This is a genomic window from Halopseudomonas xiamenensis, assembly GCF_014219065.1.
Taxonomy (GTDB): domain Bacteria; phylum Pseudomonadota; class Gammaproteobacteria; order Pseudomonadales; family Pseudomonadaceae; genus Halopseudomonas; species Halopseudomonas xiamenensis.
This window is the reverse complement of record NZ_JACLGO010000003.1, coordinates 170,459-195,781: the sequence shown is the minus strand read 5'-3', so window position 1 is coordinate 195,781 and position 25,323 is coordinate 170,459. Positions and strand designations below refer to the sequence as shown.

The window sequence follows — 25,323 nt, the reverse complement described above, 5'->3', positions numbered from 1 at the left end:
AACACTGAGATGAGCAATTACCTGAACACCCAACTGTTGGTCATTGGCGGCGGCCTGGCTGGTTTCGCCGCTGCCTTGAGCGCTGCCGAGGCGGGACTGCAGGTGCTGCTGCTGGAAAAGACCGCAGCCAGCGGTGGTTCCTCGGCCATGAGCGGCGGCTGCCTGGCGTTTGCCGGCACCGACCTGCAACAGGAGCGCGGCATCGAGGATTCGGCCGAGCTGCTGTTCCGCGATCTGGTGGACGTGGGCAAGGGCGAGTGCGACGAGGCGCTGGTCAGGGCCTACGCCGACAACCAGCTGGCCACCTACGAATGGCTGAAACACCACGGCGTGAGCTTCCAGCCGGTGATCGAAACGGCTTCCGGGCAATCGGTACCACGGGTGCATAACGTCGATCCGGCGGACATGGTACGGCAACTGGAACAGGCGGCGCGCAGCAGCGGCAGGGTGGAGGTCCTCTACCAGACCCGTGCCCGTCGGCTGCTGCGTGATATCGGCGGGCGGGTGATCGGCGTGACTGCCGAGCAGGCCGGGCAGACCCTGGAGATCCATGCCGAGCGGGGCGTGATCCTGGCCTGCGGCGGCTTCGTGCATGATCGCGAGATGATCCACCGCTTCGCCCCGTTGTATGACGAGGCGGTCTTTATCGGCGGCGAGGGCAACGAAGGCGATGGTCTGCGCATGGCCTGGGCGCTGGGCGCCGATGTGCGCGACATGGTGCATATCAAGGGCACCTTCGGCAAGCACCCGATGGATGAGCACAACCACCATGCCTGCCTGGCGGTGTACAAGGGCGCGATCGCAGTCAATCAGGATGGTCGGCGCTATGTCGATGAGTCGCTGTCCTACAAGCTGTTGGGCGATGCCTGCATGCAGCAGCCCTATGGGGTGACCTACCAGATTCTCGATCAGGACATCATGCGCAGTGGCGACAATCGGGTGCGCATTCTCGATTTCGAGCGGCGCCTGGAAGAGGGCCTGTTCGTCGAGGCCGACAGCCTGGAGCAACTGGCCCGCTTGCTGGAGCTACCGGAGCAGACCTTGGTCGATGAGGTAAATGCCTACAACGCCGCAGTCAGCGAGGGGCATACCCCCGAATTCGGCCGTCAGCATCTGGTGCACCAGTTCGGCGAGCTGCGCCCGATCCTGCGTCCGCCATTCTATGCCTATCCCTCCACCGCGGCGGTATTCGGCACCTATTGCGGGGTGCGGGTGGATGCGCGGATGCGCGTACAGGATGTGTTCGGCGAGCCGATCGAGGGCCTGCTGGCTGCCGGGGAAATGGTCGGCGGGCTGCATGGCGCGGCCTATATGACCGGCTCGGCGCTGGGCAAGGCGGCGATCTTCGGTCGGCTGGCCGCGGCCACTGCGGTCAATGGCTGAGGCGGGGAGGGCGCGATGAATATCCTGGTATTGCTGGCGGGGGTGGCGGACAACCGCTACCCGCTGCATGACATCGGCCTGGACAATGGCCGGATTGCTGAAAGTGGCCAGTCGCGGCGCATTCTCAGTCCGTTCGACGAGGGTGCGCTGGAGCTGGCACTGAAACTGCGCGACCAGCGCGACGACTGCCGTATCGAGGTACTGGTGCTGGGTGGCAGCAACGAGGACAACCTGTTGCGTGCCGTGGCCGCGTTCAAGCCCGATCGCCTGCGCTGCCTGCAGCTGCAGCCGTACTGCCCCTGGGATGCGCGGCTGAGTAGTGGGCAGATCGCCCAGCTGTTGGCGGATGAAGGGCTGCAGCCGGACCTGCTGCTGATCGGCCGCGAGTTCGGTGACCTGGACGAAGGTGGCCTGCCGGTGATGCTGGCGGCTCGCCTGCACCTGCCGCTGTTCGCCCTGGTCCAGTATGCCGAGTGGCAGGACGGCCAGCTCAGCCTGCTGCGCGAGCGGGCTACCAGCCAGCAGTGGCATCGTCCGCGGGCGGCGTTGCTGGCGACGGTGACCAATGACCGGCGCAACAAGTTGCGTCATCCACTGATGAAGAACGTGATGATGGCCAGGAAGATGAGCTTCGAGACGGTCGTCGCCCACAGCGAGGCCAGCAGCTGGCTGCCGTTGGGGCGGTTGCTGCCGGCGCGGGAGGTCCAGCGTGGCGGCAACTGCCGGATGCTGGAGGGCGACGTGACCAGCCAGGCGATGGTCTTGCTGGCGTATCTGCAAGGGGAGGGACAGGCATGAGCGCGACGCATGGCATAGTAGCGGTGATTCCACTGGCCTGGGGCGAGGACGCACTGGTCGCTACCCTGGGCACGGCGCAACAGGTCAGCGCCAGTGCCGGCTGCGGCTTCGACGTGCTGCTGCTGGGCGAAGACGTGCCCGCGCAGGTGTTGCAGCGGCTGGCTTCGGCGGGCGCAGGTGCGGTACGGCTGGCGCAGCACAGTGCCCTGGCCGATGCGCAGAACCAGCCGGCACTGGCCGCCGCCACGGCGCAGGTGCTGGGGGACCTGAGCGGTCAACAGGTTCTGCTGGTGCCGCCGGGCGCCGACGGTGAGGAGCTGGCCGGCCACCTGGCGGCGCAACTGGATGCGCCTTTGCTCGGCCGCTGCCAGCAGTTGCTGTGGGATGACGCCGGCTGGCTTGCCGAGCGGGCGGTATGGGGCGGGCGCAAGACCCTGGAACTGCGCCTGGACGCGCCGCTGGGCGTGGCCTGCCTGCGGCTGGGCAAGGCACAGGCGGTGGCCGCGGGGGAGCTGGCCGAGCCGCAGAGAGTAGCGCTGTCACAACCGCTGCCGCCGGCCATGCTTATCGAGCAGAGCCGGAGCGAGCAACGCCTGGCACCGGTACAGGGCGCGCGGCTGGTGGTAGCTGGTGGGCGCGGGGTCAATGAGCAGGGCTTTGCCCTGCTCGAGGAGCTGGCGGCCAGACTCGATGGCGCGCTTGGCGGCAGCCTGCCGGCGGTGGATGCCGGGCTGGTGCCGGTGGCCCGGCAGGTGGGTATTTCCGGCAACTTCGTCACTGCCGGGGTGTATCTGGCGGTCGGTATCTCTGGCACCCCGCAGCATCTGGCCGGGATCAGCAGCGAGACCTGCATCCTGGCGGTCAACAAGGACCCGGCGGCGGACATCTTCAAGGTCGCCAATGTGGGGGTGGTGGCCGAGTGGGAGCAACTGCTGCCTGTGTTGTTGGAGCAGTTGCCGGGCTGATGCTGATGGGGGCGCGCCTCGTATGGCCCCGTCAGGTAACGCTGGACCGTTTCTGGGCACGTCGAGCACCAGCTCGATGAATGGGGCCAGCCGGTAACACCCTGGCTGCCGGCGCGCCTTGGTACGAGCTGGTGCTCGATGAGATGGTCTCCTCCCTCCCCCCTTACGGCGTCGTGATGCGCCAGGAAATAGATGCTAAACATCTATTGAGAGAAACGAGGAGTCGGGAGGAGACCATGAACTCAAGTATGACTATCGGCATCGATCTGGCAAAGAGCATTTTCTTCGTTGTGGCTTTGAGTCCTTCAGGCAAACAGTTGCAACGCAAGAAGCTGCGGCGAGCACAGGTGCTGTCCTATCTGGCAAATCAGCCACAATGTGTCGTGGCTTTGGAAGCCTGCTCCGGCGCCCATTATTGGGCCAGAGAGATCCAGGCACTGGGCCACGAGGTGAAGCTGCTGCCGCCGCAGCACATCAAGGCCTACCTGCGCCGACAGAAGAATGACTATAACGATGCCGAAGCCATTGCCGAGGCGGCTCAGCACGGACGCATTCGTCCTGTGGCACCGAAGACGGTGGAGCAGGTGCTGAACCAGAACCTGCACCGCATACGCAAGGCTCTGGTGGCCGATCAGACGCGCCTGATCAACCGTACCAGAGCACTGCTGGCCGAGCATGGCGTGGTCATACCCGAAGGCAAGGCACGCTTTGGCAGCACGGTCGCGGCCCTGCTGGAAGAGGGTGAGAACAGCCTGCCCTGGCGCTTGCGGCAACTACTGGATCGTCAATACCAGCAGTACCGCCTCTGGGAGGAGGAACTCGCATGGTACACCCAGGAGATCGAGAGCCAAGCCAAGCAGGATGAAGTCTGTCAGAACCTGATCAGCATTCCCGGCTTCGGCCCTATCAGCAGCAGCGCCTTCCGTAGCTGGATGGGCAACGGTCAACAGTTCAAGTGTGGTCGCGATGCGGCAGCAGCTCTGGGCCTGGTCCCCAGACAGCATAGTACGGGAGGCAAGTCCATCCTGGGCCGCATTACCAAGTCCGGGGACAAGTATCTGCGCGCCTTGCTGATCCATGGGGCCCGGTCAGCCATACGTTATGCGCACAAGCACAATGACAGGCTCCGACAGTGGGTTCTCAGCCTCGTGGAGCGGCGAGGTTACAACAAAGCCACCGTCGCCCTGGCAAACAAGATGGCCCGTATAGGCTGGGCAGTCATTACCCGATCCGAGCGCTACCAAGCCGCGCCCTGTGCGTAAAGACATCAAAGCAGTTAAACAAGGTTAACAAGAGGCACACCCCAGGTTGCGAAGGCAATCAGCAAACGATGACAACACAGGTAAACCGGTGTATCGAAAACCTTCGGAGGTTCAAAGCCATCACAGGCTGTGTGCTCGATCAGGACGATACACTTGCAGATCTCATCGGGGCCCGCAGTTCAAGCTGCATACAGAGGCCGGATATACGACAGACAACCTGCTCTTGTCATTGAACGTTGAAGGCCTTGCAATGAGGGAGGAGACCATATACGAACCTCCCAGGGCCAGGCAGTATTTCCTGTGAGTGCGCGACGCTCCTGACCTCTCGCTACTTGCGCCCATGCTCCAGGCTCACCTGCACGCCGACGGGTATTCGCCGCTGGGCGTCCAGGCAGCTGGCCATATAGTCGATGAACGCCCGGGTACGTGGCGCGACGAAGCGTGACTTGGGGGTGACGCTGAAGAAGGTGCGGCCGTAGGTGCTCCAGTCGGGCAACAGTTCCACCAGCAATCCCTTTGAAATCAGCGGGTTGACGAATACATCCAGCACATAGATATACCCCCGGTCAGCCAGTGCGGCATCGATCAGCGCATCGGTGCTATTGAAGTGCACCGGCCCTTCCGGCAGCAACTCGTGGTGTTCTCCGTTACGGCTGAACGACCATACCGCCGGGCTGTAGCTGGCCTTGCGGAACAGGCCGAGGCAGCGTGCGGCGCGCAGGTCGCCGGGGTGCTGCGGGGTGCCGGCCAGTTGCAGGAAGCTGGGCGTGGCGCAGGCCACGTAGTGCGCCTGGTACAGCGGGCGGGCTACCAGGTCGGCGTCATTCACCGAGTCGATGCGAATCGCCACATCCGTGCCGCTCTCGATCAAGCCTTCGGGGTGGTCGGTCAGACGCAGGGCGACCTGCAGTTCCGGGTGCTGCTGACCGAAGTCGGCCAGCAACGGGGCGATGACTTCCTTGCCGAAGGCGGCGGGGGATTCGATACGCAGCTGGCCGCTGATATTGCCGGTCTGCTCCATCACCTCGGCCTCGGCCTCGGCGACATGGCGCAACAGAGCCACACAATGCTGAAAGAAACGCTCCCCCGGATCGGTCAGGCGCAGGGTGCGGGTGTTGCGGCTGAGCAGGGTGACGCCCAGGTAGGTTTCCAGGTTGCGCACGCTGGCGGTGACGGTGGCGTTGGCGATGTCCAGGGATTCCGCGGCGCGGCTGAAACTGCCGCATTCAACCACCCTGGTAAACACCTGCATGGCCCAGAGTTTGTCCATTCGGTTCTTCATGTTTTTCTAAAACCCCATTAGCCCAGCCAGCCTCGAACCCATTCGAGCGGGTTCCTATAGTAGCAACCACCTGAGGGAGGCACAAAAATGACTGAACTGAATTTTGATCTCATTGTGGTGGGTTGTGGCGCAGCCGGCCTGTCAACGGCGGTATCGGCAGCGGAGCGGGGCTTGAAGGTCGCGGTGCTGGAGCGTTCGCTGCGTGAGGAGCGCGGTGGACAGACGCGCTGGACCGAAGCCTACCTGCGCATGCAGAGCCACGACGAGGTCACCGACGACTTCGATCTCTTCCTCGCTGAAAACGCCGGTTTCTACCAGGACCCGGACTTTGTCGCCGAGACCCTGAGCGACCGCTCCGCCTGGTCGACCCAGGCGCGCAACCAGGCGTTCATCGACGCCAGCCTGATCGGCACCTTCGCCGAGAATGTACCCGGCACCATCGCCTGGTTGAAGGAGCAGGGCGTGCGTTTCGATTTCCTGCCGACCCAGTTCCTGACCAGCACCCAGCCGCGCCTGTTGCCGGTGGGTGGCGGCGAGGCCATCGTCGAGTGCCTGGCGGCGCGTGCCGAGGCATTGGGCGTGGCGTTCTTCTACCAGACCACCGCCCGTGGCCTGGTCAGCCATGAGCTGAACCGGGTCGCCGGTCTGCGGGCCTGGTCGGTGGAGCGTGGCGCGCTGCAGTTCAATGGCGCGGTGATGCTGGCCTGCGGTGGCTTCCAGGGCAACCTGGAAATGCTCAGCCGTTATCTCGGACCCAAGGCGGCGTTCATTCGCCCGGTATGCAAGGGTGGCTACTTCAACCGTGGCGAGGGCATCCAGATGGCGCTGGATATCGGTGCGGCCGCCGCCGGCGAGTACGGCAACTTCCACGCCGAGCCGGTCGATCCGCGCTCGGGGATTTCCGAGCCGTCGATCTTCATCTTTCCCTACGGTGTATTGCTGAACAAGGAAGGCAAGCGCTTCACGGACGAGGCACCCGGCACGGTGGATGCCTGGTACGAGCGGGTGACCCGGCAGATCCTGGCCCAGACCGAGGGCATCGCCTGGGTGATTCTCGACCAGAAGGTCAAGGATATTCCCAACTACAAACTGGGCATCCGCACCGACCAGCCCGCCATCGAGGGCGCGACCCTGGCCGAGTTGGCGCGCAAGCTGGAATTGCCGGTGCAGCAGGTCGAGCGCAGCATTGCCGAGTACAACGCTGCCTGCCGCCCCGGCAACTGGAAGCCACTGGAGCTGGATGGCGTGGCCACTGAGGGCCTGCAGCCGCCGAAGAGCAACTGGGCGCTGCCGCTGGATGCCGGCCCCTATTTCGCCTATCCGATCATCTCCGCCAACGTATTCACCTTCGGTGGCCTGAAGATCGACGAGCAGGCCAGGGTGATCAATATCGACGGCGCGCCGATCGACAACCTGTACGCCGCCGGTGAAGCCGCCGCCATGTATTTCAACAACTACTGTGGCGGTACCTCGGTGCTGCGTGGCCTGGTCTATGGTCGCCGCGCTGGCCAGACCGCGGCGCAGGTGACGGCATGAGCGCAGGCAAGGGGCTGGCGCTGGTGACCGGTGCCTGTGGCGCCATCGGCAAGGCCACCTGCGAGCGCTTGCTGGCCGAGGGTTACAAGGTACTGGCCACCGACATGCAGCCGGGCTCTTCCTTGCCCGCTGCAGTGTCGTTTCGCGGCCTGGATGTGACCGACGAGCAGGCGGTGAGCCAGCTGGTCGAGGAGGGCGAGCAGCGCTACGGGCAGATCACCGCGCTGGTCAATGTGGCCGGCGTGGTGTCCCGGGGGCGGGCCATGGACCTGCCGCTGGCCGAGGTCGAGCGGGTCTGGCGCATCAATGTGCTGGGTACGCTGATCGTCTGCCAGCAGGTGGGGCGGCGCATGGCAGCGCGGGGAGGCGGGGCCATCGTCAATATCGGCTCGGTGGTCGGCAAGAATGCCGGTAATGCGCGGCCCTGGCTGGACCCGGGCGAGCTGGAGCGGGCCGGCAACATCGCCTACGGCATGTCCAAATCGGCCATTCATACCCTGACCGGGTTCCTGGCCAAGGAACTGGCGCCCCAGGGCGTACGGGTCAATGCGGTGGCTCCTGGTCCGATTGCCACGCAGATGACCGACAGTTTTCCCGAGAGCCTGCGGGCGCTGGTGCCGGCGGGGCGCATGGGCACGCCGGAGGAGGTGGCCCATGCGATCCACTTTCTGCTCGATGAGCGTTCCGGCTTTATCAGTGGCGAGATTCTCGATGTCAACGGCGCACTCTGGTGCGACTGAGTTCACCAACCATAAGGACGATTTCAATGAAGAGTATTTACCTGGTTCTGGACATGCAGAACGACCTGGTACACGCCGATGGCGCCAGCGGCAAGGCGCCGATGCAGGCCGACATCCAGGCCCGCGAGGTGATCCAGCGCACCGCCAACGCCATCGCCAGGGCGCGGGCCAAGGGTATTCCGGTGGCCTACGTACGGGTGGCGTTCTCCGATGATCATCGCGAGGCCAACCCCGACTCCCAGGTATTCGGCCCGATCGCCAGGAACGGCATCCTGAAGATGAATGCCTGGGGCGGCCAGGTGCACGAGGCGCTGGCACCGCAGGCCGGCGATTGGGATATCGTCAAGCACCGGGTCTCGCCTTTCTACCAGACCAGGCTGGAACTGCTGCTCAAGCGTGAAGGGATTGAGCGTATCTACTGCAGCGGCGTGAGTACCCAGGCGGTGGTCCAGGCCACCGTGCGTGACGCCCATGACCGTGATTTCGATGTGGTGGTTCTCGAGGATTGCTGTGCCGGCCCCAACGAACAGGAACACGCCAACTCGCTGGCCAGCATTGCCCGTTTTTGCTCCGTGGCCACTTCCGAGTCGGCCTTTGCGTAACTCACTGCCTGCCCCGAGGTGGTGATGTGCAGCCCGGTCCCTTGATGAGACCGGGCTTTTTTTCTTCCAGCAGCCTGGCCGGTGAGCTTCAATCCTGCGCTTCGCGCCGCAGCAGTTCACGCTTGCGTTCCACGCCCCAGCGGTAGCCGGAGAGGTCGCCATCGCGGCGCACGACACGGTGGCAGGGAATGGCAACGGCAATGTGGTTGGCCGCGCAGGCCCGGGCGACTGCGCGTACGGCCCTGGGCGCGCCAATGCGCTCGGCGATGTCGGTGTAACTCGCCCGCGATCCCGGTGGGATTTCGCGTAGCGCTTGCCAGACCCGTTGCTGGAACGCGGTGCCGCGTACGTCCAGGGGCAGGTTCAGTCCGACGGCGGGTGCCTCGATAAAGCCGACCACCTGGGCGACCAGCCGTTCGAAGTCGTTGTCGCCGCCAATCAACTCGGCGCTGGGAAACTGGTCCTGCAGATCCTGTACCAGGCGCTCGGGATCGTCACCCAGCAGGATGGCGCAGATACCGCGCTGGCTTTGCGCGACGAGAATGGCGCCCAGCGAGCATTCGGCGACGGCGAAGCGGACCACCGCACCGGCGCCGCCAGCGCGATATTCCCTGGCGTGCATGCCCAGCACCTGACCGGCGGTCTCGTAGAAGCGGCTGTTGGAATTGAATCCCGCACCGTAGATCGCGTCGGTGATGCTACCACTGGCGTTCAACTCCTCCTGCAGTTTGCGAGCGCGGTAGGCCGTGGCATAGGCCTTGGGCGTCAAGCCTGTCTCGGCCTTGAAAACACGATGAAAGTGCGATTGGCTGAGGCCGGCATGGGCTGCCAGTTCACTCAGCCCGGGTGGGGTTTGCGAAGACTCGATCAGGCGACAGGCCTGTGCCACTAGCGCGCTGCGTTCCGCGGTAGCGGCGGTGCGGTCGCCCTGGGCGCGGCGGCTGGGGCGGTAGCCGGCGGCTTCGGCCGCGGCCGGCGAGGGGAAGAACTCGACGTTTTCACGGTTCGGCAGGCGAGCCGACGAACTGGGACGGCAGTACACACCGGTGGTGCGCACGGCATAGACGAAATGCCCATCGGCCCGGGCATCCCTGGTCTGCACGGCCTGCCAGCGCGCCTCGTCGGTGTCGTAGGCGGGCAGCATGGTGGTATGAGCGTTCATGGCATCATCTCTGGCTTGGGCATTGGTTGTCAGCTTAAGCCAGCCTGCCATCGCGGGAACTCCGATTCTTGCGGTCGAATTCTGCCTGTTCCCGGTCGCTGCCGCTTGCTCTCATCACGGGCTTGCCCTGCCACGCAGATGCCCGGTTGGCAATGCGGTAGTGTACTTGACCTGGTTCAGCGTAAAGCTGGACCGGATGCTGGCCACTACCGGGATCTGGGTCAGGCAGTCGAGCAGCAGGACCTGGTACTTGGCCAGGTCTTCGATCACCACGCGCAGCATGAAGTCCGCCTCGCCGCTCATGAGGTAGCACTCCATGATTTCCGCTCGGTTGGCAATGGCCTGGGTAAACACCTCCAGCGATTCCTTGTCCTGCTGCTTGAGTACGACGTGGACGAATACGTTGACTGCCAGCCCCAGCTTCAGTGGGTCGACCAGCGAGACCGAGCCGCGCAGCACCCCGTTCTGCTTCATTTCCGAGACCCGCCGCCAGCAGGGCGAGGGTGACAGGCCCACCCGTTCCGCCAGTTCGGCATTGCTCAGTTCAGCGTTCTTCTGCAGCTCATCCAGGATACGGAGGCTGGCTTCATCCAGGTCGACCTTGCTCAAGGATAATCTCTTCTGTTTGTTCGTGTAATCGGGAAAGTTGATTCTGTTTTGGCTGGTTATTGGGATATATAGATAATTAATTCCGCCGGGGCAAGGGTAGCATGATCTTTCGTCTTCTGGATCGATACTCTGATGAACAGCTCAAGAACCTCTGCCCATCTGTCCCGCGCCCAAGCCGCTCCCTTCGCCAGCGTCAGCACCCTGGTCTGGCTTGGCGTCATGGTGTTGCTCTGGGGGCTGAGCTGGCCCGCCACCAAGCTCGCGCTGGATGCGGTGCCGCCCCTGTGGTTGGCCGCCATCCGCTTTGGCAGCGCCGCGCTGTGCCTGTTCGTGCTGCTGGCGATCCGCGGCTCGCTGGCGTTCCCGCCCCGGCGCGACTGGCCGATAGTGTTCAGTATCGGGCTGCTGCAGATGATGGCGTTCACCGGCCTGGGTCTGATCGCCATGACCCATGTGGATACCAGCCGCGCGGTACTCCTGGCCTATACCACACCGCTGTGGGGCATGCTGGTCGGCTGGCTGCTGTTTCGCGATACACCTACCCGCTGGCAGCTTCTTGCCCTGGCACTGGGCCTGGGTGGTGTCGGACTGATCTGCTCGCCCTGGGAGATGGACTGGTCCGCTCCGGGCGTGGTGATGGGCTCGGCCTTCCTGATCATCGCCGCCATAAGCTGGTCGCTGGTGATCCTGCATATCAAGCGCCATCGGTGGACGGCATCACCCCTGTCGTTGGCGCCCTGGCAGATGTTGTTGGCCAGCGTGCCGCTGGTGGCGTTCGCTGCATTGCTGGAGGGCCCGCCAACCGCGATCGCGTTCGACCGGAGATTACTCGAGTTGCTGTTCTTCATCGGCCCGGTGGCGACCTCGGCCTGCTTCGTGATTTCCGCCGAGCACGGTCGCCGCATCAGTACCTTCGCCATGTCCAACTTCACGCTGGGCGTGCCGTTGATCGGTATCCTGGCCTCGGTACTGTTGCTGGACAATCGCTTGTCGCCGTTGTTCGTGCTGGGCCTGTGCCTGGTTTTCGCCGGCATGTTGCTGGCCGCCGCGGCTGCACGGCACGCCAGCCGGCAGGCGGGCTAGCCGTCGCTGTTGGCCATCTTCTTCAGGCGATAATCCATCTGCGCCCGGGTCAGGCCGAGCAGGGCGGCGGCGCGGGTGATGTTCTGTTGGGCCAGCTGCATGGCGGCACGTACGAAGGCGTCCTCGATATCGTTGAGGCTGAGCGGCTGCTGTTGCAGCAGGCGCAGGGCGGTGTGATCGAGCGAGGGGCCGGCAGCGGCCTCGGTGCCTCCAGCCGGGCGGGTGGTGGGTTCCGGCAGGCGGATGCCGATACCGGGCGCCTGGTCCCAGCTGACGGTGCCGTGCTGGCGTTCGCGCTGGTTGTCCTCCAGGCCGGAGAGGTGCCGCAGGTCGATGGTTTCGCCGTCGTCGGCGAGGATCACCGCCCGCTCGATGACATTCTCGAACTCGCGGATATTGCCCGGCCAGGGGTAGTCCAGGATGCGCTGCAACGCCCTGGGAGTGATGCCGGCCAGTTGTCGGCCGTGTTGCTGGCACAACTGGTTGACGAAGCGCTCCAGCAGCAGCGGCAGGTCGTCCTTGCGTTCGCGCAGCGGCGCGATGGTCACCGGGAACACATTCAGGCGGTAGAACAGGTCACTGCGAAAACGCCCCTGCTTGACCGCTTCGGACAGGTCCTCGTTGGTCGCGGCAATGACCCGCACATCGATCTTCAGGGTCTTGGTGCTGCCCAGGCGCTCCAGCTCGCCACTCTGCAGCACACGCAGCAGCTTGCCCTGGGCGGTCATGCTCAGGGTGCCGATCTCGTCGAGGAAGATGGTGCCGCCATCGGCGATCTCGAAGCGTCCGGGGCGCGCTTCGGTGGCGCCGGAATAGGCGCCGCGCTGCACGCCGAACAGCTCGGACTCGATCAGGGTATCGGGAATCGCCGCGCAGTTGATCTCGATGAAGGGCGCCTCGGCGCGCCGGCTGTTGGCATGCACTTCATGGGCGAACATGGTCTTGCCGACGCCGCTTTCGCCCAGCAGCAGAACGGTGGCATTGGTCGAGGCGACCCGCAGGATCTTGTGCAGCACCGCGTGGTAGGCCGCCGAGCTGCCCACCGGCCGGTCCAGCTCGACCACGTCCTGCTGCTGGAAGGCCAGCCCGAAGGGGGCCTTGCCCGGCTGCATGCCGGCGAACTCGCTGCGCGCCGGGGCCTTGCGGCGCTGTTGGCCGGACAGGCGGGGCTGGAAGTATTGCAGGTCGTCCTCGGCATCCTCCCAGTCTTCCACCGGTCGGGCCACCGCCCGGCAGGCATCATCGCCGCGGGCTACGCATTCGGCCTCGCGTACCAGGATGCGCTTGCCCATCAGCCGGGTCAGGAAGCCGGAGCCGTAGCCCGAGGCCATCCAGCATACCGGGTCGTGGCTCTGGCCGTGGCTGGCCAGGTGCAGGTCGCTCTCGATCGAGTGCTTCCAGATGAACTCGCCGTACAGGTAACCCTGGTGCTGGTCGACCTCGATACGCACAGGCTCAACCTTGATGGTGCCGCACAGCGCATGGATCTGCGCGCCGGCGGCGAGGATATCGAGCTGGCTACCGTTCTGCCGGGCCTTGATTGCCAGTTCCGCATCGCGGGTGCCGCTCAGATAACCGATGCGGGTCAGCAGGCCGCGGGTCTGTTCCACGCCGATGGTTTCCAGCAACTCCTGGCGCAGGGCGCCGAAGGCTTCGGCGTGCAACAGCAGCATGCGTTTCTCGCCCAGCCAGATCATGCCCTCTTCCGGGTTGAAATACAGATGCTCGGCCAGGTCCTGCATGTCCGGAAAGCGCAGGTCGGTGATCACGTCCTTGAGCGAGTGCGGGCGGCCGTGGTTGTTGTCGGAAGAGGAGGACATGTGTTCACCATGCATATTGTTGTTGTAGCAGACCGCAGGGATATCGATCTGCCATGGGAAAAAGTCTAACAGATGCGTCGCCCCGGCAGTGGTGGATAGCGGGGAGCGAATGGGCTTTTCAGCTTGTTCGAAAGGTGTGCGGATTTTTCATGCGGAAAATTTCGAGGTTCCCGAAAAATATGAAGTGCATATTTTTCCGGCCCTGTACCAGTAAACCGTGAAGGCTCCCTGCTTTTGTCCCTATCTTGTTGTTATTGAAGGAGAAAAATATATTTAGAGCCGTTGGCGCGCTATCTGGCACAGCCGTTGCTATTGCTCTTGTACAACGCAAGAGACGTTCTGGTCACCCTTGGTTGGACTGGAAAACAAGAATAACGGAGATAGCACAGTGGCTGAGATTTCTTCTTTGGGCTACGTCGGTTTCGGCGTCAGCGACCTCGACAAGTGGCAGGTGTTCGCCACCGACATCCTCGGCATGCAGGTCGGCCGGCGCGATGCCACCAGCATGACCCTGCGCATGGACGAATACTGCCAGCGTTTCTTCCTCGAACAGAACGCCGCCGATGACATCATCGCCGCCGGCTGGGAGTTTACCAGCGAGCGGGAGCTGGAGGAGTACGTCGCCGGGCTGCGCGACAAGGGCGTCGAGCTGCACACCCTGAGTGCCGAGCAGTGCGCCCGGCGGCATATCGAGAAGGGCTACAGCTGCAAGGACCCCAATGGTTTCGACCATGAGTTCTTCTTCGGCCACGGCGTGGTGCTGCTCAAGGACCAGTTCCGTTCCAAGGTGCTCAAGGGCGGCTTCGTCACCGGCAACCTGGGGGTAGGGCACATCCTGCCGTTCGCCAACCGTGGCAACGGTGCCGAGACCGTGGACTTCTACAAGAACGTGCTCAAGTTCCGCATCAGCGACTACATCCGCCAGGAAGTACAACCGGGGATGATGGTCGAGGCGACCTTCTTCCATACCAAGACCGGCCGTCACCACTCGATCGCCACCGCCGAGGCGCCTACCAACAAGGTACTCAACCATTTCATGGTGCAGCTGGAAGACATGGACGATGTCGGCCTGGCCTATGACCGCGCCGTCAATGCCGGTATCCCGATCGTGCTGGAGCTGGGCCATCACCCGAACGACAGGATGTTCTCCTTCTACGCGCAGACCCCGTCGGGCTTCAACTTCGAGTTCGGCTGGGGCGGGATCGTCATCGACGAGAACGACTGGGAGGTCAAGACCTTCCACCAGATGAGCGACTGGGGGCACAAGCGCAACCTGATCCCGGTTCCGGAAACCGAAGAGCACCCCCTGTCCTGATCGCGGCCTTACCTGGAGAACAAGAACATGAGTATCTGGTTGGATTTTCTCGGCGCAGAGATACGTTTTGTCGATCTGCCCACCTATGGCCGTACGCGCATTGCCGAAGCCGGGCAGGGCAAGCCCGAGGCGCTGATCCTGATGCATGGCATCGGTGGTCACCTGGAGGCCTATGCCAGGAACGTGGTCGCTCTCGGCGAGCATTACCACGTGATCGCCTTCGATTACGTCGGTCATGGCCTGTCGGCCAAGAAGCTGGATATCGAGTACTCGATCAGCGACTACGTCGAGCAACTGCGTGAACTGATGGACGTGCTGGGCATCGAGCGGGCGCATATCTCCGGCGAGTCGCTGGGCGGCGTGGTCACTGGTGGTTTCGCGGTGCGCTATCCCGAGCGCATCCTGCGTGCGGTGTTCAACACCACCGGCGGCATTCCGATCGTCAGTGACCAGGGCCGCCAGGACCTGAAGAACCTGGCCGAGCTGTCGGCCCGCAGCTCCGGCCAGCAGCCTACCTATGACAGCGTGCTGGCGCGCATGCAATGGCTGCTGTACGAGGGCAACTGGGATCTGCTCAACGAGGAGCTGGTCGGCTCGCGCCTGGCGATCTATTCGCGGCCCGATTTCCAGGCCAGTGCGCCGCTGGTGTACGGCCGCCTGCGCAAGGTCAACGAGGGCGGCACGCCGGACATGATCGAGCTGGAGAAGGTGCAGTGCGAATCGCTGCTGCTGTGGACCAGCCACAACCCGATCCATGACGTGGCCGCCGCCGAGTCGGCGCTGCCGCGCCTGGCCAGGGGGCAGCTGTATGTGATGAAGAAACTGGCCGGGCACTGGCCGCAGTACGAGTCGCCCGAGGAGTTCAACCAGGTGATGGTCGAGTTCCTGTCGACCGGGCGGGTAGGTGCATGAATGCCCAGGTCGCCATGATGAAACCCTCACGCGAACACCTACCGGTCGCCACGCCCGATTTCTGCAAGGCCATGCGCAACCTGGCCGGCCACTGCGTGGTGATCGCCAGCGGTGATGATCAGCAACGTGCCGGGCTGACCGCCACCGCGGTGTGCTCGATCACCGCCGAGCCGCCACGCCTGCTGGTATGCGTGAACCGTAACGTCTATGCCCACGGGGTGATTACCGCCAGCCGTCACCTGAGTGTGAACGTGCTTGGCTGCCGGCAGGAATCGATCGCCCGGCGCTTCGCCGGCATGGTCGACGGGGTCGCCGGTGAACAGCGTTTCGATGACGGCGCCTGGGTGCCGGGCATCAGCCAGGTGCCGGTGCTCAGCGATGCGCTGGTCAGTTTCGAGTGCCGGGTGGTCGAGGCGGTGCCGGCCAGTACCCATGACATGTTTCTCTGCGAGGTCATCCAGGTGACCGGACAGATGAGTGAAGAAGATCCCCTTATCTATTTCAACGGACGATTCGCGGCGCTTGCCTGAGCCGCGAGGTTGCTGCCCGGATAACAACAAAGTGAGAACCGATATGACTAGTGTGCTGAAAAAGACTGCCGACCAAGCCAGTTGTGTGCCCTCCGAGGCCGAACTGATCCAGCGTGCCCGTGACCTGATTCCCATGCTTATCGAGAAGGCCGACTCGGTCGAGAAGAACCGCATGGTATCGCCGGAAACCATCCAGGCCTTCGTCGATGCAGGGTTCTTCAAGATCCTGCAGCCGGCCAAGTTCGGTGGCTACGAGATGAACCCGGCGGTGTTCTACAAGGTATTGATGGAGCTGGGGCGCGGTTGCTGCAGCAGCGCCTGGAACATGATGATCCTCGGGGTGCACCAGTGGGAGTTCGGCAGTCTGCCGGATCAGGCCTGCGAAGATGTCTGGGGTGAGGATGACAAGACCATCATCGCGTCCTCCTACCCGCCCTTCGGCAAGGTCGAGGAAGTCGAAGGCGGCTACCGGATCAGCGGCACCTGGAAGACCTCCAGCGGCTGCGACCATGGCAAGTGGGCTTTCCTCGGTGGGCTGCGCCGTGATGCCCAGGGCAATGTGATCGATCGCCTGTCCATGCTGGTACCGGCCACCGACTACGAGATCGAGGATGACTGGCACGTGTTCGGCCTGGCCGGCACCGGCAGCAAGAGCTTGGTGGTCCGCGAGACCTTCGTTCCCTATCACCGTACCCACAGCCTGATCCAGTACCACAAGGATGATCGCGGTACGCATTACCTGTACCCGTTCAATCAGATCTTCTTCGGCTCGGTGTCGGCGCTGATCGTCGGCATGGCCCAGGGCGGTATCGATGAGTACATCCGCCAGATGACCGTGCGCACCAATACCACCGATGGCGGCAGCGCTGCCCTCAGCCCCTACGTCAAGGATCGCCTGGGCAACGCGGTGGTGCGGGTGCGTTCGGCGCGGGCACGGCTGTTGCAGATGATGGCCGAGACCACCGAGATCGTCGAACGCGGCGAGCTGGTGCCGAACTACGACCGGGTCCACCACATGCTGGATATCGCCCGGGTCGGACGCGACTGCGAGGAAGCGGTGATGCTGCTGTTCAAGGCGACCTCGGCGCGCGGTATCTATCTGAACAACCCGCTGCAGCGCATCCTGCGCGACGTCATCGCCGCGGCCAACCATATCACCCAGAACGCCGACGATACCGCCGGCATGCTGGGAGCCTACCTGCTCGGTCAGCAACTGCCGCCCATGGTCTTCGGCCTGGAGCCGGTGTCGCTGAACGCTTGACCTGATTTGGGGCCTGCCCCGAATGGATCGCACCGGCCATCACGGTGGTCGGTGCGGGATAAAAATAAAAGGCGGAGTACCGCCCATATCTGAGGTGCCTTATGTCTTACCGAAGGATGAACAAGACGTTTCAGCTGTCAGCCCTGAGTGCTGCCATCCTGCTCTGTTCCCCATTGCCTGCCCATGCGTTCCAGTTCGATACCGCCAATCCCGACCTGCGTATCCGTCTGGATACCAACGTGAAGTACAACGCGGCCTGGCGGGTACAGGGTCAGAAGGAGCGCCTGCTTTCCGACATCACCCTGGATGACGGTAACCGTAACTTCGACAAGGGGTCGATGATCAACAACCGTGTCGACCTGTTCTCCGAGTTCGACGTCAACTACCGTGGCATGGGCGTGCGTGTCAGCGGTGCGGCCTGGTATGACCGGGTCTACAACCGCAAGAACGACCATGACAACCCGGACAGCGCCAACAACCTGTCGGTGGCCTACAACGAGTTCACCAAGGAGACCCGCGACCTGCACGGCCGTGATGCCGAGCTGCGTGACGCCTTCGTCTATTCCGACTTCAGCCTGACCGATGATGTCTGGGGCGTGGTGCGTGTCGGCCAGCACTCGCTGCTGTATGGCGAGAGCCTGTTCTTCGGCAACAACGGCATTGCCGGCGGCATGATGCCGATCAACGCGATCCAGGCGCTGTCGGCGCCCAACTCGCAGTTCAAGGAGCTGGTACTGCCGGTCAAGCAGATTTCCGCTGACCTGCAGCTGACCCCGGCCCTGTCGCTGGGCGCCTATTACCAGTTCGAGTGGGAGCGCACGCGGATTCCGGCGGCCGGCAGCTATTTCAGTCCGGCGGACCTGCTCGATGGCGGTGGCGAGCGCATTCTCGCTGCGCCGGGGGTATCGCTGTACCGCACCAGCGACATCGAGGCGCGTGACTCGGGGCAGTGGGGCTTCCAGCTGCGCTACCGGGCCGACAGCATCGATACCGACTTCGGTCTGTACGCGATCAACTACCACGACAAGAACTTCCAGGTGCAGACCCGGCCGTTCGACGTGCCGCAGCCCGGCGTGGCCGATGACATCGTCGTTGGCGAGCATATGCTGGTCTTTCCCGAGGATGTGCGGGCCTACGGCTTCAGCGCGACGACCGGCATCGGTGATGCCAACGTCGCCTTCGAGGGCTCGATCCGCCGCAATGCACCGCTGGTCAGCCTGACGGTGGCCGATGTCACCGGCGACCACGACAATGACCGCAATCCGCTGTACGCCGTGGGTAATACCGCGCATGCCCAGATCAGCATGATTCAGATCATGCCCCAGAGCCGCTTCTGGGATACCGCCGCGCTGATGGGCGAGCTGGCCTGGAACCGCACCCTGAGCGTGACCAAGAACCGCGAGTGGCTGGACCCCAACAACACCCGCGACGCCACCGCCATGCGCGTGGTGTTCACCCCGACCTACTTCCAGGTGTTCGATGGCATCGACCTGTCGGTACCCATGGGCGTGAGCTATGGCATCGATGGTCGTTCCTCGGCGGTGGGTGGCTTCAGCCAGGCCAAGGGCGGTGGCTTCAACATCGGTGTGTCGGCCGAGTACCTCAAGCGTGTCACCGTGGCGCTGAGTTACAACGGCTTCTACGGTCCGACCGACCGGGTCAACCGCATGGAGTTTGTTGAGTCGATCGGCGCCGTGTCGGGCGTCAAGACCTACAAGCAGACCAACGGCGACCGCGACTTCATTTCCCTGAATGCATCCTATACGTTCTGAGGCCAGATCATGCATAACAAGAACATTCGTCAATTCGCTCTCTGCGTTTCCCTGCTGGCGCTGGCCGTCGGCAGCGCCAGCGCGGCGGTCAGCCCCGAGGAAGCGGCCCAGCTCAAGTCCAGCCTGACGCCGCTGGGGGCCGAGCGCGGCGCCAATGCCGACGGCAGCATCCCGGCCTGGGACGGTGGCTATACCACGGTGCCGGCCGGCTTCAAGAACGGTAATCGGGACTTCGACCCCTTTGCTGACGACCAGCCGCTGTACTCGATCACCGCCGCCAATCTGGGCGAGCACCAGGACAAGCTGGCCGCCGGTGTGGTCCAGCTGTTCAAGGCCAACCCGGATACCTATCGCATCGACGTGTACCCGACCCGGCGTACCGCTGCGGCGCCGCAGTGGATCTACGACAATACCTTCAGAAACGCCACCAGTGCGACCCTGGAGAACAATGGCCTGACCGTGCGCGGTGCCTATGGCGGGGTGCCGTTCCCGATTCCCAAGAGCGGCATCGAGGTGGTGTGGAACCACCAGCTGCAGTGGCGTGGCGAGTCCACCGACACCAAGTACCAGGTCTGGACCACCACCGGCGAGGGGCGTCGTATCCTCGCCACCGCGGCGCAGGACTACGCGCAGTATCCGTACTACTACGCCAGTGGCTCGGCGGACTCGACGCCCAATCCGAAGTACATGCTGGCCATCCAGCTGGCCTACGAGCCGGCGTTCCGCGCCGGTGAGGCACTGATGGTGCACAACACCCTGGACTACCACCAGGGCCGCACCCTGTGGCAGTACCTGGTTGGCCAGCGCCGTGTGCGCCAGGCGCCGAGCATCAACTTCGACACGCCGAACGTGGTGGCTTCCGGTACCAACTTCGTCGACGAAACCTTCGGCTACGGTGGCTCGCCCGAGCGCTATGACTGGAAGCTGGTCGGCAAGCGGGAAATGATCATTCCCTATAACAACAACGCGCTGATGGCGCACAGCGACGCCGACGTGCTCGGCCAGCGGCATGCCAACCCCGACCTGGTACGTTGGGAGCTGCATCGGGTCTGGGAAGTGGAGGCGACCCTGAAGCCGGGCAGCCGCCATGCGGTGCCCAAGCGCCAGTTCTACTTCAGCGAGGACAACTGGGGCACGGCGATCTTCGACGGCTGGGACGCCGAGGGCACCCTGTGGCGCACCGCGATGAGCACGCCGTTCGTGGCGCCGGACATCCCGGCGACGGTGAACTACTGCAATGGCTTCTTCCATGACCACCGTACCCGTGCCTGGGTCTACAACTGCGCCATGGGCACGGACGTCAAGGGCAGTCAGTTCAGCATGGCTGACAAGCGTTCGGAGACCTACTTCTCGCCGCAATCGCTGCTGCGCATGAGTGGTCGCTGATCGATCCCGTTGCCCCCTGCCAGTCATGGCAGGGGGCAATCCGCCTTGCGAGGAGTTGCCCAAGTGAAGAACAAGATTACAACGAGCCTGCTACCGCTGTTCGCCGCCACCGCGCTGGCCTGCCTGCCGGCGCTGGCGCTGGCGGTGGAGCTGCCGGATACCCTCAGCCGGCCGGCCATGCAGACCGAACTGGCGGCCCGTTCCATGCTCAGTGCGGTGACCCGGGCCGGGGATCGGCTGGTAGCGGTGGGCGAGCGTGGTCACATCATCCTGTCCGATGACCAGGGCCAGAGCTGGCGCCAGGCGCCATCCCCGGTCAGCGTGACCCTGACCGCCGTATGTTTCGCCGACGACCAGCGTGGCTGGGCTGTCGGGCATCGCGGCGCGATCCTGCACAGCAGCGATGCCGGCGCCAGCTGGAGCCTGCAGCTGGATGGCCAGCGCTTCGCCCAGGCCGCCCTGCAGCTTGCCCGGGAGCAGGGCTCGGAACTGGAATACACCGCCGAGATGCTGGTCGAGGATGGTGCCGACAAGCCGTTCCTGGACGTGCAATGCCTGGGCGACCGGACGGTGCTGGCGGTGGGCGCCTATGGCCTGGGCGTGCGCAGCGGTGACGGCGGTGCCAGTTGGCAGCCGCTGCTGGCGCTGCTGGAAGGCACCGAGCAGAGTCACGTGAACGCCGTGCTGGCGGTTGGCGATACGCTGTACCTGGCCGGCGAGATGGGCGGCCTGTATCGCAGCGATGCGGCGGTCAGCCAGGTCGAGCGCCTGGAGCAGCCCTACGAGGGCAGCTACTTCGGCCTGCTGGGCAACAGCCGCCAGTTACTGGCCTTCGGCCTGCGTGGCCACGCCTTCGTTTCCAGCGATGCCGGCCAGCACTGGCGGCAACTGCCGGTACCGACCAGCCAGAGCCTGACCGCCGGCACCCTGCTCAGCGATGGCGCACTGCTGCTGGCCGATGCCGCCGGCGGTGGCTGGCTGAGCCGGGATGACGGTCGTTCGTTTTCGCGCATCCGCGCCGCGCGCCCGTTCCCGCTGACCGAGCTGCTGCCGCTGGCCGATGGCAGCGTGCTGGGCGTCGGCGCCAATGGTGTTACCCGTTTCTCCGCCGAGCAGCTCAACTGACCGGCCTGCGCCAGAGGTTCTTCGATATGGCTATTTCATCTTCAGACGGTTTCCAGACCATTACCAACCTGAAGGATTTCGACCAGCGCTCGGGCAATGGCCTGGAGCGTCTGCTGTTCAACTACCGGGGCTGGATCATCGCCTTCTGCGTGCTGATGACCGTGCTGTTTGCCGCGTCGGCGACCCAGGTGCGCATGAACGCCAGCTTCCTCAAGACCATCCCTACCAGCCACCCGTTCATCCTCAACTATCTCAAGCACCAGGATGAACTCAAGGGCACCGCCAACACCTTGCGCATCGCCGTGGCGCTGGAGGGCGAGGGCGACATATTCAGCGCCGAGTACATGGAGACCCTGCGCCAGATCAACGACGAGGTGTTCCTGCTGCCGGGGGTGGACCGTTCCTTCATGAAGTCGCTGTGGACCCCGCTGACCCGCTGGCAGGGGGTGACCGAGCATGGCTTCGATGGCGGCACGGTGATTCCCGACGGCTTCGCCGGTAGCGCCGAGGACCTGGAGGTGCTGCGCGGCAACGTGCAACTGTCCGGCGAGATCGGCCAACTGGTGGCGCCGGACTTCCGTTCCAGCATCATCCTGGTACCGCTGCTGGACGTGGACCCGGCCACCGGCGAGGCGCTGGACTACAAGCAGCTGTCCGATGCGCTGGAGGATATCCGTGATCGTTATGCCGATCAGGGTGTATCGCTGCACATCATCGGCTTCGCCAAGGTCATGGGTGACCTGATTTCCGGTCTGTATGCGGTGCTCAGCTTCTTCGCCGCCGCAGTGCTGATCACCAGCGCCATCCTACTGTACTTCACCCGCTGCTGGCGCAGCACCCTGGTGGTACAGGGCTGTACCCTGGTGGGTGTGGTCTGGCTGCTGGGCGTGCTGCCGCTGCTGAGCTACGAGCTCAATCCCTATTCGATCCTGGTGCCGTTCCTGGTCTACGCCATCGGCGTCAGCCATGGTGCACAGAAGATGAACGGCATCATGCAGGACATCGGGCGCGGCACCCACAAGCTGATCGCCGCACGCTATACCTTCCGCCGCCTGTTCGCCGCCGGCATGACCGCACTGCTGGCCGACGCGGTGGGTTTTGCGGTGATGACCATCGTCGATATCCCGGTGATCAAGGAGCTGGCGATCATCTCCAGCATCGGTGTGGCGCTGCTGGTGTTCACCAACCTGGCACTGCTGCCGATCATGCTGTCCTACACCGGTGTGTCACCGCGTGCCGCGCAGCGCCGGCTGGACGCCGAGCGTGCCCATGAACAGCCGGACTACCGCAAGCCCGCCGTAGTGCGTGGACTGCTGGCCTTCACCCGCCCGCGGGTCGCCATCAGCGCCTTGCTGTGTGCCGGTGCGCTGGCCGGCTGGGCAGTGCTCGAGGCGCGTAACCTGCAGGTCGGTGACCTGGACCCCGGCGCGCCGGAGCTACGCGCCGACTCGCGCTACAACCAGGACAACCAGTTCATTATCAGCAACTACCAGGCCAGCAGCGATGTGTTCGTGTTCATGGTCGAGACCCCTGCCGGGCAGTGTGTCGACTACCAGACCCTGCGCAAGGTCGAGGAACTGGAGTGGCGCCTGCGCCAGTTGCCGGGCGTGGATGGCACCAGCTCCATCGCCGGGGTGGCGCGGCGGGTCAACGTCGGGATGAACGAGGGCTTCCTGAAATGGAACGAGCTGCCGCCGAACCAGCCGATGATCAATGCCGCGGCCAACCGCTCGCCACGTGACCTGTTCAATGCCACCTGCGAGCTGCTGTCGGTGTTCGTCTACCTGCAGGATCACAAGGCACAGACCCTGAGTGGGGTGGTGTCCACAGTGGAGGACTTCACCCAGGAGTTCAACGACGAGCAGGCGCGCTTCATCATGGCCGCCGGTAACGCCGGTATCGAAAGCGCCACCAATATCGTGGTCAAGCGCGCCAATACCCAGATGGTCATCGGCGTGTACCTGGCGGTGAGTCTGCTGTGCCTGCTGGCGTTCCGTTCCTGGCGGGCGACCATCTGCGCGATCCTGCCGCTGATGCTGACCTCGATGCTGGCCGAGGCGCTGATGGTCAAGCTGGGCATGGGGCTGAAGGTATCCACTCTGCCGGTGGTGGCGCTGGGGGTGGGGATCGGCGTCGACTATGCGCTGTATATCCTCAGCGTCATGCTGTTCTGGCTCAAGCGTGGCTCGAACCTGTCGGAAGCCTACTTCCAGGCACTCAACTTCACCGGCCGGGTGGTGGTGTTCACCGGCGTGACCCTGTCGCTGGGCGTGGTGACCTGGATACTGTCGCCGATCAAGTTCCAGGCCGACATGGGCCTGCTGCTGACCTTCATGTTCTTCTGCAACATGCTGGTGGCGCTGATCCTGGTGCCGGCGCTGGCGTGTTTCCTGCTGCAGCCGAAGCATTTTACCTCGCAATATGTACTGCGGCAGAAGCAGGCTGAGCAGACGCAGTCGGGCGATGCCCTGCATCCGAGCGAGCGCCGCGCCTTCGCTGTAGAGGAGGTGCTGTCATGAGCCGCCATGGATTACCCCTGCCGCGCCTGCCCGGCGACGGCCTGGCGCTGGACCTGGCCCGGGTCGGGGTCGATGCGGCGCTGGACTGCGCGCGGCGCAACCAGCTGCAGGTCAGCATCGCCGTGGTCGATGGCGGCGGCCACCTGATGGCCTTCGCCCGCACCGAGGGCACGCCCTGGCACAGCATCCAACTGGCCACCGAAAAGGCCCGCACCTCGGCCTCGTTCGGCCTGCCCAGCAGCACCCTGGGCGATATGATCGACAACGCCAGTGAGCGCATCCGCATGAACCTGTTGCTGCGCCCGGAGATCGTCGCCATGGGTGGCGCCTTCCCGATCCAGTTGGCGGGGCGCATGGTCGGTGCCATCGGTGTGTCCGGTGCCAGTGAGGAAGAAGACATTATCTGCGCGCTGGCCGGCTGCGAGGCGATGGCCCGTCAGGCCGAGGCAGCGCTTGAATCCGAAGGAGCCCAACCATGAGCAACAACCCCCTGCATGCCCAGCTCGGCGATGAGCTGTTCGTCGCCCTGCGCGAGGCGCGCATGGTGGCGCCGCTGACCGAGCGCCATCCGCAGCTGACCATCGAGGACGCCTACGCCATCCAGCAGCAACTGATCGCCCGGCGCCAGGAGGATGGCGAACGCCTTATCGGCAAGAAGATCGGTGTCACCAGCCAGGCGGTGATGGACCTGCTCAAGGTCGACCAGCCGGATTTCGGCATGCTTACCGACCGCATGGTGGTGAACCAGGGCCAGTGCGTGGACATGACCACGCTGATCCAGCCCAAGGCCGAAGGCGAGATCGCCTTCGTACTCAAGCAGGATCTGGCCGGTCCCGGCGTCACCGTGGCCGATGTACTGCGCGCCACCGAAGGGGTGATGGCCTGCTTCGAGATCGTCGACTCGCGCATCCGTGACTGGCAGATCAGGATTCAGGACACCGTGGCGGACAACGCCTCCTGCGGACTGTTCGTGCTGGGTGATCGGCTGGTCGACCCGCGAGGACTGGACCTGTACACCACCGGCATGGTGCTGGAAAAGAACGGCGCCATCGTCGGCACTGGTGCCGGTGCCGCGACCATGGGCTCGCCGGCGATCGCCGTGGCCTGGCTGGCCAATACCCTGGGGCGGCTGGGCATGAGCCTCAAGGCGGGCGAGGTGATTCTGTCCGGTGCGCTGTCGGGCATGGTACCGGTGGCTGCCGGGGACAACCTGAACATGACCATTGCCGGCCTTGGCAGCTGCAGCGTGCGCTTTGCCTGA

General features: G+C 64.1%; 22 protein-coding genes. 18 read left to right on the top strand and 4 right to left on the bottom strand.

Translation table 11 applies throughout. The features are described from left to right. Positions 1-9 precede the first annotated feature (9 nt). The 4 genes from H6X51_RS03415 (at position 10) to H6X51_RS03400 (ending at position 4,408) form a co-directional block, all read left to right on the top strand. Positions 10-1,383, top strand: coding sequence for an FAD-dependent oxidoreductase (locus H6X51_RS03415; protein ID WP_185266100.1), 1,374 nt, complete (start codon positions 10-12; stop codon positions 1,381-1,383). Positions 1,384-1,398: 15 nt separating this feature from the next. Beyond that, the gene (locus tag H6X51_RS03410; protein WP_185266099.1) at positions 1,399-2,181 is read left to right on the top strand and encodes an electron transfer flavoprotein subunit beta/FixA family protein; all 783 of its coding nucleotides are present in this window, start codon (positions 1,399-1,401) and stop codon (positions 2,179-2,181) included. Further along, positions 2,178-3,146, top strand: a complete 969-nt coding sequence (locus tag H6X51_RS03405) for an electron transfer flavoprotein subunit alpha/FixB family protein (protein WP_185266098.1) — start codon at positions 2,178-2,180, stop codon at positions 3,144-3,146. Before H6X51_RS03410 ends, H6X51_RS03405 begins: the two co-directional genes overlap by 4 nt. 80 nt (positions 3,147-3,226) lie before the next feature. Then, complete coding sequence (locus H6X51_RS03400) at positions 3,227-4,408, top strand: IS110 family RNA-guided transposase (RefSeq protein ID WP_221627199.1); 1,182 nt, start codon at positions 3,227-3,229, stop codon at positions 4,406-4,408. A 328-nt stretch (positions 4,409-4,736) separates the two neighbouring features. On the opposite strand, the gene H6X51_RS03395 is transcribed toward H6X51_RS03400, so the two are convergent. Continuing rightward, on the bottom strand, positions 4,737-5,678 hold the full coding sequence (locus H6X51_RS03395) for a LysR family transcriptional regulator (RefSeq protein WP_185266097.1): 942 nt from the start codon (positions 5,676-5,678) through the stop codon (positions 4,737-4,739). A 99-nt stretch (positions 5,679-5,777) separates the two neighbouring features. Here H6X51_RS03395 and H6X51_RS03390 point away from each other — a divergent pair, with 99 nt between their 5' ends. The 3 genes from H6X51_RS03390 to H6X51_RS03380 are packed head-to-tail and all read left to right on the top strand — an operon-like array spanning position 5,778 to position 8,568. After that, positions 5,778-7,226 (top strand): FAD-dependent oxidoreductase, encoded by a 1,449-nt coding sequence (locus H6X51_RS03390; RefSeq protein WP_185266096.1) that lies wholly within the window; start codon positions 5,778-5,780, stop codon positions 7,224-7,226. Continuing rightward, entirely contained in the window at positions 7,223-7,966 is a 744-nt protein-coding gene (locus H6X51_RS03385; protein ID WP_235991222.1) for an SDR family NAD(P)-dependent oxidoreductase, read from the top strand. The genes H6X51_RS03390 and H6X51_RS03385 overlap by 4 nt, the downstream gene beginning before the upstream one ends. A gap of 26 nt (positions 7,967-7,992) precedes the next feature. After that, positions 7,993-8,568, top strand: a complete 576-nt coding sequence (locus tag H6X51_RS03380) for a cysteine hydrolase family protein (RefSeq protein WP_185266095.1) — start codon at positions 7,993-7,995, stop codon at positions 8,566-8,568. An 88-nt stretch (positions 8,569-8,656) separates the two neighbouring features. Here the strand turns inward: H6X51_RS03380 and ada are convergent, their stop codons facing one another. After that, entirely contained in the window at positions 8,657-9,730 is a 1,074-nt protein-coding gene (gene ada / locus H6X51_RS03375) for a bifunctional DNA-binding transcriptional regulator/O6-methylguanine-DNA methyltransferase Ada (protein WP_185266094.1), read from the bottom strand. A 114-nt stretch (positions 9,731-9,844) separates the two neighbouring features. After that, positions 9,845-10,339 (bottom strand): Lrp/AsnC family transcriptional regulator, encoded by a 495-nt coding sequence (locus tag H6X51_RS03370; RefSeq protein WP_185266093.1) that lies wholly within the window; start codon positions 10,337-10,339, stop codon positions 9,845-9,847. A 132-nt stretch (positions 10,340-10,471) separates the two neighbouring features. Here H6X51_RS03370 and H6X51_RS03365 point away from each other — a divergent pair, with 132 nt between their 5' ends. Further along, positions 10,472-11,422, top strand: coding sequence for a DMT family transporter (locus H6X51_RS03365; protein WP_185266092.1), 951 nt, complete (start codon positions 10,472-10,474; stop codon positions 11,420-11,422). Here the strand turns inward: H6X51_RS03365 and H6X51_RS03360 are convergent. After that, positions 11,419-13,242 (bottom strand): sigma-54-dependent Fis family transcriptional regulator, encoded by a 1,824-nt coding sequence (locus H6X51_RS03360; protein ID WP_185266091.1) that lies wholly within the window; start codon positions 13,240-13,242, stop codon positions 11,419-11,421. The genes H6X51_RS03365 and H6X51_RS03360 overlap by 4 nt on opposite strands. Before the next feature lie 388 nt (positions 13,243-13,630). Here H6X51_RS03360 and H6X51_RS03355 point away from each other — a divergent pair, with 388 nt between their 5' ends. The 10 genes from H6X51_RS03355 (at position 13,631) to dmpE (ending at position 25,323) form a co-directional block, all read left to right on the top strand. Then, the gene (locus H6X51_RS03355; protein ID WP_185266090.1) at positions 13,631-14,557 is read left to right on the top strand and encodes a VOC family protein; all 927 of its coding nucleotides are present in this window, start codon (positions 13,631-13,633) and stop codon (positions 14,555-14,557) included. A gap of 27 nt (positions 14,558-14,584) precedes the next feature. Beyond that, entirely contained in the window at positions 14,585-15,469 is an 885-nt protein-coding gene (locus tag H6X51_RS03350) for an alpha/beta fold hydrolase (RefSeq protein ID WP_185266089.1), read from the top strand. Then, positions 15,466-15,999: a flavin reductase family protein gene (locus H6X51_RS03345; protein WP_185266088.1), complete on the top strand. Its 534-nt coding sequence runs from the start codon at positions 15,466-15,468 to the stop codon at positions 15,997-15,999. Before H6X51_RS03350 ends, H6X51_RS03345 begins: the two co-directional genes overlap by 4 nt. 43 nt (positions 16,000-16,042) lie before the next feature. Further along, positions 16,043-17,260 (top strand): acyl-CoA dehydrogenase family protein, encoded by a 1,218-nt coding sequence (locus tag H6X51_RS03340; RefSeq protein ID WP_185266087.1) that lies wholly within the window; start codon positions 16,043-16,045, stop codon positions 17,258-17,260. Positions 17,261-17,376: 116 nt separating this feature from the next. Further along, positions 17,377-19,032: a DUF1302 domain-containing protein gene (locus tag H6X51_RS03335; RefSeq protein ID WP_185266086.1), complete on the top strand. Its 1,656-nt coding sequence runs from the start codon at positions 17,377-17,379 to the stop codon at positions 19,030-19,032. Between the two features lie 9 nt (positions 19,033-19,041). After that, positions 19,042-20,418 (top strand): DUF1329 domain-containing protein, encoded by a 1,377-nt coding sequence (locus tag H6X51_RS03330; protein ID WP_185266085.1) that lies wholly within the window; start codon positions 19,042-19,044, stop codon positions 20,416-20,418. Between the two features lie 63 nt (positions 20,419-20,481). Beyond that, positions 20,482-21,543 carry a WD40/YVTN/BNR-like repeat-containing protein gene (locus H6X51_RS03325; RefSeq protein ID WP_328795613.1) on the top strand — a complete coding sequence of 354 codons (1,062 nt, stop codon included), beginning with the start codon at positions 20,482-20,484 and terminating at the stop codon, positions 21,541-21,543. Between the two features lie 26 nt (positions 21,544-21,569). Continuing rightward, entirely contained in the window at positions 21,570-24,062 is a 2,493-nt protein-coding gene (locus H6X51_RS03320) for an efflux RND transporter permease subunit (protein WP_185266084.1), read from the top strand. Beyond that, a complete protein-coding gene (locus tag H6X51_RS03315) occupies positions 24,059-24,541 on the top strand; it encodes a GlcG/HbpS family heme-binding protein (RefSeq protein WP_185266083.1) in 483 nt (160 codons plus the stop codon). The genes H6X51_RS03320 and H6X51_RS03315 overlap by 4 nt, the downstream gene beginning before the upstream one ends. Beyond that, the gene (dmpE, locus tag H6X51_RS03310) at positions 24,538-25,323 is read left to right on the top strand and encodes a 2-oxopent-4-enoate hydratase (RefSeq protein ID WP_185266082.1); all 786 of its coding nucleotides are present in this window, start codon (positions 24,538-24,540) and stop codon (positions 25,321-25,323) included. The genes H6X51_RS03315 and dmpE overlap by 4 nt, the downstream gene beginning before the upstream one ends.

Bases quoted from the DNA above. Each gene is read 5' to 3' on its own strand.
- H6X51_RS03415 (WP_185266100.1), top strand. From the start codon at position 10: ATGAGCAATTACCTGAACACCCAACTGTTGGTCATTGGCGGCGGCCTG.
- H6X51_RS03410 (WP_185266099.1), top strand. From the start codon at position 1,399: ATGAATATCCTGGTATTGCTGGCGGGGGTGGCGGACAACCGCTACCCG.
- H6X51_RS03405 (WP_185266098.1), top strand. From the start codon at position 2,178: ATGAGCGCGACGCATGGCATAGTAGCGGTGATTCCACTGGCCTGGGGC.
- H6X51_RS03400 (WP_221627199.1), top strand. From the start codon at position 3,227: ATGGGGCCAGCCGGTAACACCCTGGCTGCCGGCGCGCCTTGGTACGAG.
- H6X51_RS03395 (WP_185266097.1), bottom strand. From the start codon at position 5,678: ATGGACAAACTCTGGGCCATGCAGGTGTTTACCAGGGTGGTTGAATGC.
- H6X51_RS03390 (WP_185266096.1), top strand. From the start codon at position 5,778: ATGACTGAACTGAATTTTGATCTCATTGTGGTGGGTTGTGGCGCAGCC.
- H6X51_RS03385 (WP_235991222.1), top strand. From the start codon at position 7,223: ATGAGCGCAGGCAAGGGGCTGGCGCTGGTGACCGGTGCCTGTGGCGCC.
- H6X51_RS03380 (WP_185266095.1), top strand. From the start codon at position 7,993: ATGAAGAGTATTTACCTGGTTCTGGACATGCAGAACGACCTGGTACAC.
- ada (WP_185266094.1), bottom strand. From the start codon at position 9,730: ATGAACGCTCATACCACCATGCTGCCCGCCTACGACACCGACGAGGCG.
- H6X51_RS03365 (WP_185266092.1), top strand. From the start codon at position 10,472: ATGAACAGCTCAAGAACCTCTGCCCATCTGTCCCGCGCCCAAGCCGCT.
- H6X51_RS03360 (WP_185266091.1), bottom strand. From the start codon at position 13,242: ATGTCCTCCTCTTCCGACAACAACCACGGCCGCCCGCACTCGCTCAAG.
- H6X51_RS03350 (WP_185266089.1), top strand. From the start codon at position 14,585: ATGAGTATCTGGTTGGATTTTCTCGGCGCAGAGATACGTTTTGTCGAT.
- H6X51_RS03345 (WP_185266088.1), top strand. From the start codon at position 15,466: ATGAATGCCCAGGTCGCCATGATGAAACCCTCACGCGAACACCTACCG.
- H6X51_RS03340 (WP_185266087.1), top strand. From the start codon at position 16,043: ATGACTAGTGTGCTGAAAAAGACTGCCGACCAAGCCAGTTGTGTGCCC.
- H6X51_RS03335 (WP_185266086.1), top strand. From the start codon at position 17,377: ATGAACAAGACGTTTCAGCTGTCAGCCCTGAGTGCTGCCATCCTGCTC.
- H6X51_RS03330 (WP_185266085.1), top strand. From the start codon at position 19,042: ATGCATAACAAGAACATTCGTCAATTCGCTCTCTGCGTTTCCCTGCTG.
- H6X51_RS03320 (WP_185266084.1), top strand. From the start codon at position 21,570: ATGGCTATTTCATCTTCAGACGGTTTCCAGACCATTACCAACCTGAAG.
- H6X51_RS03315 (WP_185266083.1), top strand. From the start codon at position 24,059: ATGAGCCGCCATGGATTACCCCTGCCGCGCCTGCCCGGCGACGGCCTG.
- dmpE (WP_185266082.1), top strand. From the start codon at position 24,538: ATGAGCAACAACCCCCTGCATGCCCAGCTCGGCGATGAGCTGTTCGTC.